Below are 13,851 nucleotides of genomic sequence, written 5' to 3'. Positions count from 1 at the left end.
AAAAAATTAAGTGCTGGCCAGCGGGAAAGATGATTTCAGGGATATTTTCCGGCTTGTCTGAATACATTTACGTATGAGTGATTGGCTTGAACAAGTGGGAAGTGGGAGGGAGAAGGGCGGATGAGTCAGAATAAGTGGTACCAGTTGACGTCGGAGGAAGTCCTGCAGTCGCAGCAGGTGAATGCGCAGCAAGGATTGCCCTGGGAAGAAGCTTGGAAGCGGCAGGCGGAGGTAGGTCGTAATGAACTATCGGAAGGACAGCGCATTTCTCCGATTACGCTGCTTTTAAATCAATTCAAAGATTTCATGGTGCTGGTCCTATTGGGGGCAACCCTGATTTCAGGTTTGCTAGGCGAATATCTAGATGCAATTACTATTGTTGTCATCATTGTTATGAATGCTGTTCTGGGATTTACCCAAGAATTTCGTGCAGAACGCTCTTTACGCGCACTCAAAGAACTGTCAGCCCCGAATGCCAATGTATGGAGGGAAGGGGCGGTTCATCAAATACCTGCTCGTGATCTGGTGCCGGGCGACATCATTCTACTTGAAAGCGGCGACCGTGTGCCGGCGGATGTTCGCTTCTTGGAAACGAACGGCGTGTACATCGAAGAGTCAGCGCTTACCGGGGAATCAGTGGCTGTCGGTAAAGTAACTTCAGCCATTCCTCATGAGGAGGTTCCTCTGGGGGATCAACGTAATCTGGGTTTCATGGGCACCATGGTCTCGCGAGGAACGGCGAAAGCAATCGTTGTTCGAATCGGGATGAGTACGGAAATGGGCAAAATTGCTGATTTGATTCAAAATACGGAATCGATGGAAACACCGCTGCAGCACCGTTTGGAGCAGCTTGGGAAAATTCTGATCATCGTAGCGATCGCGCTAACGATTCTCGTTGTTGTGGCAGGCATTATGCATGGACAACCGCCTTATGCGATGTTTCTTGCAGGCGTCAGCTTAGCTGTTGCGGCGATCCCAGAAGGACTCCCGGCGATTGTAACGATCGCGCTTGCTCTTGGCGTTCAACGGATGATCAAACGCAAAGCGATTGTCAGGAAGCTGCCTTCCGTAGAAACGCTCGGATGCGCTTCGGTGATCTGCTCCGATAAGACGGGTACCTTGACGCAAAACAAAATGACCGTTACCCACTTATGGGTAGGCGGCGATGTGATGGAAGTGACGGGGGATGGCTACACACCGGTCGGAAGCATTCAATTTGGCGGTCAAAATGCAGACGTTGCGAAGCATGTTTCACTGAGCAAATTGCTGCAAGTGTCCGTGCTGTGCAACAATGCGACGCTGGTGGAAGAGAAGCAGGAGCAGAAGCGAAAGAAAGGGAAAGACGAAGGTGCCGCTTCCGTTTGGAATATCAAAGGGGACCCGACGGAAGGAGCCTTGGTCGTGTTAAGCGCCAAAAGCGGTATCACGCAGCAGTCGCTCAGCGAAACATACAAGCGTATCGCCGAATTCCCATTCGACTCTGATCGCAAGCGGATGTCCGTGCTTGTAAGCTCTCATCATGGGCGGATGGCTTGTACGAAAGGGGCGCCAGATGTTCTGCTGCAGCACTGCAGCTACATTCTGTGGGAGGGGAAAGTCATTCCGTTCACTCCGACACTCAAGCAAAAAGTGATTGCAGCCAATGAAGGCATGGCCAAATCCGCGCTGCGGGTACTAGGCATTGCCTACAAAGAGTTGAAGAGCAGCGATCGTTACGATGATCATGAGGACGTGGAGAACAGCCTGATCTTTGTCGGGCTCACCGGTATGATCGATCCTCCGCGCAAAGAAGTGCGTGAAGCCATTTCCAAATGCCGCAAGGCAGGTATCAAAACTGTGATGATCACTGGCGATCATCAGACCACGGCAGAAGCTATCGCGAAGCAGCTTGGGATGATTCCGGCAAATGGGGTCAGCATGAGCGGGCAGCAGATTGCCCTGCTATCGGAAGATGAGCTGGATGCCAAAGTTAATGATACTTATGTGTATGCAAGGGTATCGCCGGAACATAAGCTGCGGATCGTCAAAGCTTTGCAGCGCAATGGACATGTCGTCGCGATGACGGGCGATGGGGTGAACGATGCGCCTGCGATCAAAGCGGCGGATATCGGTATCGCTATGGGTATTACGGGCACGGATGTATCGAAGGAAGCCTCTTCCTTGATTCTGAGTGATGACAACTTCTCTACCATTGTGGCAGCGATTGAAGAAGGACGAGGTATTTACGAAAATATCCGCAAATTCATTCGTTACCTGCTCGCTTCCAATGTGGGGGAGATTATGACGATGTTTATCGCCATGATGGCGGGACTCCCGCTGCCGCTTGTCCCAATCCAAATTCTGTGGGTGAATTTGGTGACCGATGGACTTCCGGCTATGGCTCTGGGCGTCGATCAGGCGGAGAAAGATTTGATGCAGCATAAGCCGCGTTCCGCGAAGGAAAACATTTTCGCCAGACGCTTGGGCTGGAAAATTATTTCCCGGGGGCTGCTCATCGGCGTTTGTACGCTAGGCGCTTTCTGGCTCGTGCTGCGCGTAAATCCGACGGATGCCGAAACGTTGTTGAAGGCGCAAAGCGTCGCTTTTGCCACACTTGTTATGGCGCAGTTGATTCACGTGTTCGACTGCCGCAGCTCGCGCTCCATTTTTCACCGTAACCCCTTGCAAAATCGTTATCTGGTTCTGGCCGTCTTATCGTCGCTCGTGCTGATGCTGGCCGTGATGTATGTGGAGGCTCTGCAACCGATTTTCAAAACCGTTCCGCTCGGCTGGAAAGATTGGATTCTCGTACTGATTGCCGCCGGCATTCCAACTTTCTTAATGGGGCTGGGCAGCGTGCTGTCGCCCAAACGCAACAAAGGCTCGCGGGCTGTTCCTTATAAAACTTCGAAACCGAGTTTTCGATAATCGTTTGAAAGCCGCCGATTGGCGGCTTTTTTGTCAGCGCAGGCTTCTTCGTTGCGGCGGTTTTCAGTCTCAAAGGGCATCTAATGAATTGTATGATGCTTATAGGCCGGAAAATGGCTGTTTTGGCGATTTAATGAACTGAATTGGCGTTATCGAGCATTTTATTGGCGAAATGTTGATCGTTTGCTTGAAATAGAGCATCTGGAATTCATTAGATTTTCAGAAGGAGCGATTTTGGCCGAATAGAGGTTATTGAGTTCGTTAGGGGGCTTGGGTTTGCCTCAAGGTCCATGGAATGGATGACCTAGCTGCAGGCTAGGTTTTTCCCATTGGCGTCGACCGCAGGCTTCTTTGCTTTGGAGGTTTTCGGTCTCAAAGGGCATCTAATGAACTGTATGATGCTTATAGAACGTAAATTGGCTGCTTGGGAGATTTAATGAACGGAGTTGGCGCTGCCCGGCAATTTATTGGAGAAATGTTGATCATTTGCTTGCAATAGAGCTTCTGCAAATCGTTAGATTTTCAGAATGAGCGATTTTGATCAAATAAAGGGTATGGAGTTCGTAAGGCCCAGGAGGAGGAAGGGTAACCGTGACAAACAGTCAAACAGTCAAACAGTCAAACAGTCAAACAGGGGAAAGGGCTATGCATTTGCTTGTTTTTACGCTATGATAATGGCTAAAACACACGCTTGGAGTGCTGAAAACAATGAATTTCTCTAAATTGCATGGACTAGGCAATGATTTTATTGTAATCGCCGGTCATCACGAATTGCCGACAGATGTGGATCAGCTTGCGATCCGCCTTTGCAATCGCTTTTTCGGCATTGGCGCTGACGGTTTAGTGTATATACTTCCTTCTGAACAAGCTGATTTCAAAATGCGCATTATTAACTCGGACGGAACAGAAGCCGAACAATGCGGCAACGCGATTCGGTGCGTGTCTAAATATGTATATGATCACGGGCTGATCGACCGTACGGAGATCACCGTGGAGACCCTTGGCGCAGGTGTGCAGCAGGTGCAGCTTAATTTGCAAGACGGGAAAGTGTCAACGGTTCGCGTCGATATGGGGCAGCCTATTTTGAACGGTCTGCAGGTTCCCACAACCGTTGATGAAGCTCAGGTTGTTCATCATCCGATTGAAGTGGATGGTCGAGAGTTCCATTTTACAGCGGTTTCGATGGGCAACCCGCACTGTGTCATTTATGTCGAAGATGCAGTGAATTTCGATTTGGCCGCCTGGGGGCCTAAGCTGGAAGTTCATCCGATGTTCCCGCGCAAAGTCAATGTTGAGTTCGTGACGGTCAGAGATCGTGCCTACACGGATATGCGTGTCTGGGAAAGAGGCGCTGGGCCGACGCTGGCTTGTGGAACAGGTGCTTGCGCAACCCTCGTTTCTTCTGTGTTGAATGGCTTGACGGACCGCGAGGCCACCGTATCGTTAAAAGGCGGGGATCTGTTTATTGAATGGAATGAGGCTGACAATCACGTCTATATGACAGGACCGGCTGAAGAAGTCTACACGGGTACGATTGTGAAATAAGTTGGCAAGCATCATAAGGGTTCTTACGTATCAGAATTATTGATAAACGTTTTTCTTAATATCTCCCTTATTTTGTGATACAGTATAACTACATTTTTTAGTAAATGGGGAGTTTATCATGAAATTGGATCTTCGCACGGCGCTGCAGCAGGAAATATTGACTGGTGATGGCGCTATGGGGACTTATTTATATCAGATGGGATTTCCTGTCGGCATTTCGTATGAAGAATTAAATTTGCTCAGACCGGAAACGGTTGCTGACGTGCACCGCCGCTATTTCGAGGCAGGTGCTCGTCTTATTGAAACGAATACCTTCTCGGCGAACCGCGAGAAATTATCCAAATACGGACTTGAAGGCGATGTAGAAGCTATCAATCGTGCTGGTGTTGAATTAGCCAGAAAAGCCGTCGGGAATGACGCTTATGTCGTAGGGGCAATCGGTTCTATACGGGCAGGGAAACGCAAAAATGTGCGCACCGTTGATGTCGAAGATTCACTGCGTGAGCAAATCAGCGTTCTGCTGGATTCGCCAGTCGATGGTTTGCTGCTGGAAACTTTCTATGACCTAGAGGAGCTTCAGCTCGCGCTGCGCATCATCCGCAACATGAGCAGCTTGCCTGTTATTTGCCAATTCGCGAATGAAGGCACAGGCAGCACGCAGGATGGCGTGCCGCTGCATGAAGCGTTCCTGCGGCTGCAGGACGATGGCGCCGATGTCATCGGCTTTAACTGCCGCGTGGGCCCGAACGGGATTCTCCGCTCTCTGGAGAAGCTGGCTCCTCTCGCCGGCGTGCCATTCTCCGCGTTCCCGAACGCGGGGCTGCCCGACTACGTCGACGGGCATTATACCTATGCAGCGACGCCGCAGTACTTCGCCGAAAGCGCGATGCGCTTCGCCGATCTGGGCGCGCGCATCATCGGCGGGTGCTGCGGCACCACGCCGGAGCACATCGCCGCTGTCGCGAAGGCGCTGCAAGGCTACGTGCCGGCAGCGCCTGGCACGACCGTCCCCGCGCAGGGCGTGCGCGTGATCGAGCCTGCGCCGGCGATGCCCGCGCCGCCGGCCAGCAAACCATCGCTGCTGGAGATCGTCAAGCAGCGCAAAACCGTCATTGTCGAGCTGGATCCCCCGCGGGATCTCGACATCGAGAAATTCATGCAGGGTTCCAAAGCCCTGCAGGATGCGCATGTCGACGCCATCACGATGGCCGACAATTCACTGGCCGTGACGCGCATGAGCAACCTGGCCCTCGGCTACCTCGTGCAGGATAAGCTGGGTGCTCGTCCACTCATTCACATCGCGTGCCGCGACCGCAACATGATTGGGACGCAGTCCCATCTGATGGGTCTTCACGCGCTGGGCATCGACCACGTGCTGGCCGTGACCGGCGATCCCGCCAAATTCGGCGATCTCCCCGGCTCCAGCTCGGTGTACGATCTGACCTCATTCGAGATCATTCGGATGATCAAGCAGCTGAATGAAGGCATCGCTTTCTCCGGGAAGCCGCTCAAACAGAAAGCTAATTTCGTTGTTGGCGCTGCGTTTAACCCGAATGTGAAGCATCTGGATAAAGCGGTTCAGCGTTTGGAACGCAAAATCGAAGCCGGTGCCGACTACATCATGACCCAGCCGGTTTACGATGCCAAGCTGATTGAACAAATTTATGAAGCGACCCAGCACTTGAATGTTCCCATTTTTATTGGGATTGCCCCGCTTGCCAGCGGAGGGAACGCTGAATATTTGCATAATGAAGTCCCAGGTATCCGGTTATCGGACGAGGTCAGGGCGCGCATGGATGGACTGAAGGGTCCAGAAGGGCGGGCAATGGGCGTTGAGATTGCCAAAGAGCTGCTCGATGCGGCTATGCCTTACTTCAACGGGATATACCTGATGACGCCATTTCTGGCCTATGAGATGTGCGTAGATCTGACGAAATACGTATGGGAAAAGTCGAATCGTCATGATTTCCACTTGTACCCACTTTCAAAATGAATTAAAATAGGGTAATGGATGTGATTAGAATGATTTGCAGTATGACCGGATTCGGACAAGCGAATCGTTCTTTTGCGGGATACAACGTGTTTATCGATGTGAAATCGGTCAATCATAGGTATAGTGAAGTGTCGATTCGATTACCCAAAGAATGGGCTGTCTTCGAAGACGCTTTGAAGAAAACGGTGCTGCAAGCTGTAAAGAGAGGGCGTGTCGACGTCTTCGTTACGGCGGAACGTGAGGCGGCGTCCCAGAAAAGCGTAACCGTTGACTTTGCATTGGCAGATGCTTATTTGCAAGCTGCAGCTCAGTTGAAGGAACGCTATGGGTATGTCGAGCAGGTCGGACTCAAAGAGTTATTGAGGCTGCCGGATCTCATTCTGATGAAGGAATCGCGGAAGGAACCTGACAAGGAGATTGAACAGGAATTGTGCGTCTGCTTGCAGGAGGCAGTTTCTAGGTTATCCGATATGCGGCTTCGCGAGGGAGCATTTCTGGAGCAGGATATTCGTGAACGTTTAACAGAGCTCAAGCGGATCCATGGTGAATTGGAAGTCTTGGCGCCTCAAGTGGTTGAGGACTATGCCGTTAAGATGGCTAGCAGACTCCAGTCTCTGCTGCAGGATCAAGCCCCTGTAGATGAGCAGCGCTTAGCGATGGAAATCGCGATATTCGCAGATCGTTCGAATGTGGATGAAGAATTGACGAGGCTTAAAAGTCATTTTGGGCAATGTGATCAATTGCTCACAGAACAAGAGCCTGTTGGACGCAAATTGGATTTCTTGATTCAGGAGATGAACCGGGAAGTCAATACAATTGGATCCAAATCGAATTCCTCCGAGCCTACGGCCAGGGTCATTACGATGAAAGCAGAGCTTGAGAAAATGCGGGAACAAATACAGAATATCGAGTGAAGCGTGAGTGTTGCTTCACGAGGAGGAAGCTCTAATGGCTATCAAATTAATTAATATCGGTTTCGGCAACATTGTATCGGCGAACCGTATTATCTCGATCGTGAGTCCGGAATCGGCTCCGATTAAGCGGATCATTCAAGAAGCGCGTGATCGTCACATGCTGATTGACGCTACATATGGTAGAAGAACCCGTGCCGTCATTATTACAGACAGTGATCATGTCATTCTGTCGGCCGTACAACCAGAGACGGTAGCACATAGACTTTCTAACAAGGACGATGATCATGACGAGTAATACGAACACTCTTGAGCGTGAGAGAGGCATTCTGATTGTACTGTCTGGACCTTCCGGCGTTGGCAAAGGTACGGTATGTGCAGCTTTGCGCAAAATTTCTCCTGACATTGTTTACTCGGTATCAGCAACGACCCGTTCGCCTAGGCAAGGAGAAGTGGACGGTGTCAATTATTTCTTCAAAACGAAAGAGCAGTTCCAACAGCTCATCGATACGGATGAAGTGCTGGAATGGGCGGAATATGTAGACAATTTCTACGGCACGCCGAGACGGTTTGTCGAAGATACACTTCGCTCTGGCCAAGATGTGATTCTGGAGATTGAAGTGCAGGGGGCATTGCAAGTCAAACAAAAGTTTGATGAAGGTGTTTTCATCTTCTTATTGCCGCCTTCTCTCGATGAGCTTGAGAACCGCATCGTAACACGTGGGACCGAAACCGATGAAGTGATTCGCAGCCGCATGTCGGTCGCGATTGACGAGATCCGTTTAATGGAACACTATGATTATGCCATCGTGAATGATCATGTAGAAACAGCTTGTGCCAAAATACAAGCGATTCTGGCGGCAGAACATTGCAAAAAAGAACGGATGTATCCAAAAATCGTACAATGGATGGATGAGGTGAATTGAATGTTATATCCTTCAATTGATAAACTGCTTGATATCGTGGATAGCAAGTATTCGCTAGTGGTTGCTGCTTCCAAAAGAGCAAGATCCCTACGCGACGGAGCAAAATCAGATTTGAAAAATCAAAAGGCTCACAAGCATGTTGGTGTTGCGTTAGAAGAACTTTATGGACACTACATTGGCTATGAGAAAATCGAGACAACAGAGACAGAGAAGTATCAGAAGAAATAGTTGCTTCACCCAACAACCCTCGTGGTTGTTATTTTTTTCTCATATGGCGCTAAGGAAGGGGATATCCATGAGTGTACTGCAGGGTAAAACGATTGTGCTCGGCGTGTGCGGAGGCATTGCCGCTTATAAGGCCGCTGCCTTAACAAGTAAATTGACGCAGGCCGGAGCCACGGTTCGTGTGATTATGACCGCATCCGCTGTTCAATTCGTAGCGCCGTTAACGTTCCAAACGTTGTCGCGTCATCATGTCTTTGTGGATACCTTCGATGAAAAGGATCCATCCGTCGTTTCGCACATTAACTTGGCGGATAGTGCTGATTTGGTGCTGATTGCGCCTGCTACGGCCAATACGATCGGTAAACTGGCTTTGGGTCTAGGCGATGATATGCTGAGCACCACGCTTCTTGCAACGACTGCGCCTATTTGGGTCGCACCGGCCATGAATGTGCATATGTATGCGAATCCGGCTGTGCAGCAGAATATGCAGACGCTGCTAAGCCGCGGCGTGCGATTTATTGAACCTGGCGAAGGACAGCTTGCCTGCGGGTATGTGGGGAAAGGGCGGCTTGCGGAGCCTGAGGAAATTATGGCGGCCGTGGAGCGTCATTTCCAGGGAGAGCCTGGTCGATTGAAGGATCAACGTGTCCTTGTGACAGCTGGAGGCACCTTGGAACGGATTGATCCGGTCCGTTATATCACGAACGATTCATCGGGTAAAATGGGCTATGCCATCGCTGAAGAAGCCGTCCGCATGGGGGCTGCCGTTACTTTGGTGTCAGGACCCTCCGCGCTGCCTGCTCCTAACGGGGTAGAAATGGTTCGCGTTCAATCCGCATTGGACATGCGAGAGGCTGTTTTGTCGCGATTGGATACCAGTGATCTGGTTATTAAAGCGGCGGCTGTCGCTGATTATCGTCCTGCTGTTGTAGCTGAGCAAAAGATAAAAAAGAAATCCGATTCCCTCACCTTGGAGTTAATTAAAAACCCCGACATTTTGCAAGAAATCGGCACGCTTAAGAAGCATCAGTTCGTTATCGGATTCGCTGCCGAAACAGAACGTCTGGACGAGCATGCCTTGGACAAGCTGAATCGCAAAAATTGCGATCTGATTGTTGGCAATAACGTGTCCCAAGCGGGCGCAGGTTTTAGTGGCGACACGAATGTGGTGAGCATCTATGATCGTAACGGGCTGGTCGAAGCCCTGCCTATACAGAGTAAGAAAGACGTGGCGCGAAAGCTGCTTGAATTGGCAGCGGACCGTATGCCGACCATAGCGGGGAATTCGGATGTACGCTAAGGTCATAGTTGATGTTCCTGCCAAGCAAACGAATCGTGCTTTTGATTATGAAGTGCCAGCATCTTTGACCAAATGGGTGGAAGTCGGCAGTCGGGTTGGCGTGCCTTTCGGTCCCCGGGTGCTGCAGGGCTTTGTTGTTGAATTGCATGAGGAGACGCAGGTGGATGTTAAACGCATCAAACCGATCATGAATGTCCTTGATTTGGTGCCTCCTCTGACAGGTGAGCTGGTCCTGCTGGGCAGATGGATCAGCCGCATGTATTTGTGTCATGAAGTGACGGCGCTTCAAGCCATGCTGCCTGCTGCTCTGAAAGCGAAGTATGAGCGATCCATTGCGGTTGGCGAGGAATCTGCCGAGCATTCGCTGCTGGATATGTCTGATCTTCAAGAAATTGTTGATTTTGTGAAAGCCAAAGGATCCGTTTCGATGGACGTTTTGATGGAGCGTTTCGCCAGCGACGGCCCGCTGATTAAACAATTGCTGAGTACAGGCATCCTTACCGAAGAACAGAAAGTCAAGGATCGCATGAACACCAAGAAGGCGTTAACCGTATTTCCCCCGGCAGGGGGAACCGGCTTGGAAGAGGCATTGGCGGAGCTTCCAGCCAGGGCGAATAAACAGCAGGATGTGCTGCGCTATTTGATTGAGCACCCGCATGCGATTCGGCTCACAGCGTTGATGGAAACGATCGAGGTCGGGGCCAGCACGGTCAAAAGTTTGGCAGACCGCGGCTGGATTGAACTGCGCGAAGTTGAGGTTATGCGCGATCCTTATGCGGGTCGTGCTTTTGCGCGGACGAAGCCGCTTCCGTTAACGGAAGAGCAGAGCAGTGTCTTTACCGAAATTCGCGATGCTGTCGCGGCCGAAAGAAACGAAGTATTCCTGCTTCATGGTGTTACGGGAAGCGGTAAAACGGAAGTCTATCTGCAATCGATTCAGCAATGTTTGGATATGGGCAAAGAAGCCATCGTGCTCGTGCCCGAAATTTCGCTGACTCCCCAAATGGTTGAGCGCTTCAAAGGGCGATTCGGGGATTTGGTCGCTGTGCTGCACAGCCGTCTGTCGGGTGGCGAACGCTACGACGAATGGCGTAAAATAACGCGGAAACAAGTGAAAGTGGTCATCGGCGCTCGTTCCGCGATATTCGCTCCTTTTACCCAAATTGGACTTATTATCATTGATGAAGAACATGAGTCCTCCTATAAGCAGGAGGAAAGCCCTAAATATCATACCCGTGACGTTGCGGTGCAAAGAGCGAAGCTGCAAAATGCGGTTGTCGTGCTGGGTTCGGCTACACCTTCTTTGGAGAGTATTGAGCTGACAAGGCGCCGTCGAGATCGGGAGAAACCGCCATTCCGGCTGTTAACGATGCGGGAGCGCGTAGCCAGCAGGCCGATGCCGCCGGTCGCAATTGTCGATATGCGCGAGGAACTAAAGAGCGGCAATCGCTCGATGTTTAGCAGGTCCTTGTATAAAGCGATCGAAGATCGGTTACAAAAGAAGGAACAGACAGTTTTGCTCCTGAATCGCCGCGGCTATGCGACATTCGTGATGTGCCGTACGTGCGGCTTCGTCTCGACATGCCCGCACTGTGATATTTCGCTGACGTATCATCAAAGCTCGCGGATGCTGCGCTGTCATTATTGCGGCTACGCAGAGCGCGAGGTTACGCAGTGTCCTAGCTGCCAATCGGAGCATATTCGCCATTTTGGAACGGGAACTCAGCGTGTGGAAGAGGAGTTAAGTAAAATATTTCCCGGTATTCGTGTTATTCGAATGGATGTGGACACGACAACTGAAAAGGGATCCCATGAGAAATGGCTGACGATGTTTCGAGAGAAGCAGGCTGACGTTCTGCTAGGCACGCAGATGGTGGCCAAAGGGCTCGATTTCCCGGATGTCACCTTGGTTGGCGTCATCGCGGCGGATACGGTGCTGAATATACCGGATTTCCGCTCCGCTGAGCGGACTTTTCAACTGTTGACGCAAGTAGCTGGTCGAGCCGGCCGTCATGAGAAGCAGGGGGAAGTGTTCGTTCAGACGTACACACCCGAACATTACAGCGTGCAATATGCCAGTGAGCATGATTATATTGCTTTTGCGAATCATGAGTTGGATATTCGGGCGAATTTGGGCTACCCGCCTTATCAGCGGTTGATTTTGGTCACTTTTTCGCATGAGCAGGTCCCTCTGCTGGTACGTTCGGCGGAAGCCTTCGTAACGCGGTTGAAAGAGATTGCCCTGGAGTATTCAACGAAACAGGTGGATTTATTTACAAGCACCGATATGACGGATCAATCGTTCCACATGGACGTGCTGGGACCCGTGGCGTCGCCTATTTCCCGAATCAAGGATAGATATCGATTCCAATGCGTGGTAAAATATCGGGGGGAAGATCAGGCTGCCGACATCGTTGGACGAACGGTAGCGTGGTTTGAAGAGCGCTCAGCCAAGGAAAAGCTGCAGATTAGCGTGGATGTTGATCCACAATATTTGATGTAATGAACCCCAAATAGCGAAGACTTTTAAAGGTAGGTGCACATTATGGCTATTCGTATTATTGTCAAAGATCCAGATCCTGTGCTGCGCGAGAAAGCGATCACAGTTACGAAATTTAATTCCAACTTGCACAAATTGCTCGATGACATGGCAGATACGATGTATGAAGCGGAAGGCGTAGGTCTGGCTGCTCCCCAAATCGGTATCCTCAAACGCGTTATTGTGATGGACTGCGGTGAAGAACATGGCGGGCTTATTGAAATGGTCAATCCGGAAGTTGTGACTTCCAGTGGCGAGCAAATGGGTGCAGAAGGCTGTTTAAGCATACCTGGACTTCGTGGTGACGTTACCAGAGCGCTGAATGTGACGGCTAAAGGGCAGGATCGCAATGGGAATCCGATTGAAGTAACGGGTACAGAGCTGCTGGCGCGCTGTATTTTTCATGAAATCGACCATTTGAACGGTATTCTGTTTACGGATCTTGCTACGAAAACCTATACCAGCGATGAAGAGGAAGATTCGGAGTGAACATTATTTTTATGGGTACCCCGGATTTCGCTGTTCCTTCCCTGCAAGCGCTCCTTGAGGAAGGTTATAACGTCACGACGGTTGTTACGCAGCCGGATCGGCCGAAGGGACGCAAACGCGTCCTAACGCCGACACCGGTGAAGGTTGAAGCGGCTAAGCATGGCATTCCCGTGCTTCAGCCCGTGAAGTTGCGTCAAGCGGATTCCGTTGAACTTCTGCGGGAATTAAAGCCGGATTTAATTGTAACAGCGGCTTATGGACAGATCCTGCCCAAAGCGGTGCTCGATTTGCCGCAATATGGCTGTATTAACATCCACGCCTCTTTGCTGCCCAAATATCGTGGCGGGGCGCCGATTCATCATGCCGTTTTGCGGGGCGAGTCTGTTACTGGCGTCACGATTATGTACATGGCGGTCGGTTTGGATACAGGCGATATGATTTCCAAAGTTGAGCTTCCAATTGAAGATACGGATACGACGGGGTCGCTGTTCGAGAAGCTAAGCATCGCTGGCGCTGATTTGCTTAAGCGGACATTGCCTGATTTATTGGCAGGGCGTATACAGGCTGTTGCACAGAATGAAGCAGACGCGATCTATTCGCCGAATATCCGCAGGGAGGACGAGCTGATCGATTGGTCTCGTTCTGCCGTGGAGTTATGGAATCAAGTTCGCGGCTTACATCCTGCTCCCGGCGCGTATACACTGTGGAATGGTGAAGTGATGAAGGTATGGGCCAGCGCGAATCCTAAGAGTGCTTCGGAACCGAGAAGCCGGAATTTTGCGGCAGGCGCCGATAACCTGGCACCAGGGACTGTCCTGGGCAGCAGCCCGCTTGGTATTGAAGTTATGACAGGCGAAGGCACGCTCTGGCTGACGGAAATTCAACCTGCCGGCAAGAAGGCGATGCCTGTTTCCGAATTCATTCGGGGCGTTCAAATCGCTGCGGGTACCGTATTGGGCGGCAGCAGCGAATAGCTGTCAGGACTTAAATTCATTATTACTTAACAAAAAATGAGG

At 50.8% G+C, this 13,851-nt stretch carries 11 protein-coding genes; all 11 read left to right on the top strand.

All coding sequences use genetic code 11. From position 1 onward, the window contains the following. The first annotated feature begins 120 nt into the window (after positions 1 to 120). The 11 genes from IEY34_RS31030 to fmt all read left to right on the top strand — a co-directional run bounded on the left by IEY34_RS31030 (position 121) and on the right by fmt (position 13,809). Positions 121 to 2,907, top strand: a complete 2,787-nt coding sequence (locus IEY34_RS31030; RefSeq protein ID WP_189019352.1) for a calcium-translocating P-type ATPase, SERCA-type — start codon at positions 121 to 123, stop codon at positions 2,905 to 2,907. A 708-nt stretch (positions 2,908 to 3,615) separates the two neighbouring features. After that, complete coding sequence (gene dapF, locus IEY34_RS31025) at positions 3,616 to 4,452, top strand: diaminopimelate epimerase (protein ID WP_189019350.1); 837 nt, start codon at positions 3,616 to 3,618, stop codon at positions 4,450 to 4,452. Between the two features lie 118 nt (positions 4,453 to 4,570). After that, on the top strand, positions 4,571 to 6,445 hold the full coding sequence (locus tag IEY34_RS31020; protein ID WP_189019349.1) for a bifunctional homocysteine S-methyltransferase/methylenetetrahydrofolate reductase: 1,875 nt from the start codon (positions 4,571 to 4,573) through the stop codon (positions 6,443 to 6,445). Between the two features lie 29 nt (positions 6,446 to 6,474). Beyond that, positions 6,475 to 7,359, top strand: coding sequence for a YicC/YloC family endoribonuclease (locus IEY34_RS31015; RefSeq protein WP_189019347.1), 885 nt, complete (start codon positions 6,475 to 6,477; stop codon positions 7,357 to 7,359). A gap of 34 nt (positions 7,360 to 7,393) precedes the next feature. Continuing rightward, complete coding sequence (gene remA, locus IEY34_RS31010) at positions 7,394 to 7,654, top strand: extracellular matrix/biofilm regulator RemA (RefSeq protein WP_009672664.1); 261 nt, start codon at positions 7,394 to 7,396, stop codon at positions 7,652 to 7,654. After that, positions 7,644 to 8,282, top strand: coding sequence for a guanylate kinase (gene gmk / locus IEY34_RS31005; RefSeq protein WP_189019345.1), 639 nt, complete (start codon positions 7,644 to 7,646; stop codon positions 8,280 to 8,282). Before remA ends, gmk begins: the two co-directional genes overlap by 11 nt. Further along, on the top strand, positions 8,283 to 8,510 hold the full coding sequence (rpoZ, locus tag IEY34_RS31000; RefSeq protein WP_189019343.1) for a DNA-directed RNA polymerase subunit omega: 228 nt from the start codon (positions 8,283 to 8,285) through the stop codon (positions 8,508 to 8,510). It abuts the gene before it with no gap. A gap of 67 nt (positions 8,511 to 8,577) precedes the next feature. Next, a complete protein-coding gene (gene coaBC, locus IEY34_RS30995) occupies positions 8,578 to 9,807 on the top strand; it encodes a bifunctional phosphopantothenoylcysteine decarboxylase/phosphopantothenate--cysteine ligase CoaBC (RefSeq protein ID WP_189019341.1) in 1,230 nt (409 codons plus the stop codon). Continuing rightward, on the top strand, positions 9,797 to 12,310 hold the full coding sequence (gene priA, locus IEY34_RS30990; protein ID WP_189019339.1) for a primosomal protein N': 2,514 nt from the start codon (positions 9,797 to 9,799) through the stop codon (positions 12,308 to 12,310). Before coaBC ends, priA begins: the two co-directional genes overlap by 11 nt. Before the next feature lie 42 nt (positions 12,311 to 12,352). Further along, entirely contained in the window at positions 12,353 to 12,835 is a 483-nt protein-coding gene (gene def, locus IEY34_RS30985; RefSeq protein ID WP_189019337.1) for a peptide deformylase, read from the top strand. Further along, positions 12,832 to 13,809 carry a methionyl-tRNA formyltransferase gene (gene fmt / locus IEY34_RS30980; RefSeq protein WP_229757919.1) on the top strand — a complete coding sequence of 326 codons (978 nt, stop codon included), beginning with the start codon at positions 12,832 to 12,834 and terminating at the stop codon, positions 13,807 to 13,809. The genes def and fmt overlap by 4 nt, the downstream gene beginning before the upstream one ends. The last annotated feature ends 42 nt before the right edge of the window (positions 13,810 to 13,851 follow it).

Source organism: Paenibacillus marchantiophytorum, from assembly GCF_014640555.1.
GTDB classification, from domain to species: domain Bacteria; phylum Bacillota; class Bacilli; order Paenibacillales; family NBRC-103111; genus Paenibacillus_E; species Paenibacillus_E marchantiophytorum.
This window is presented reverse-complemented; position numbering and strand designations above follow the sequence as displayed.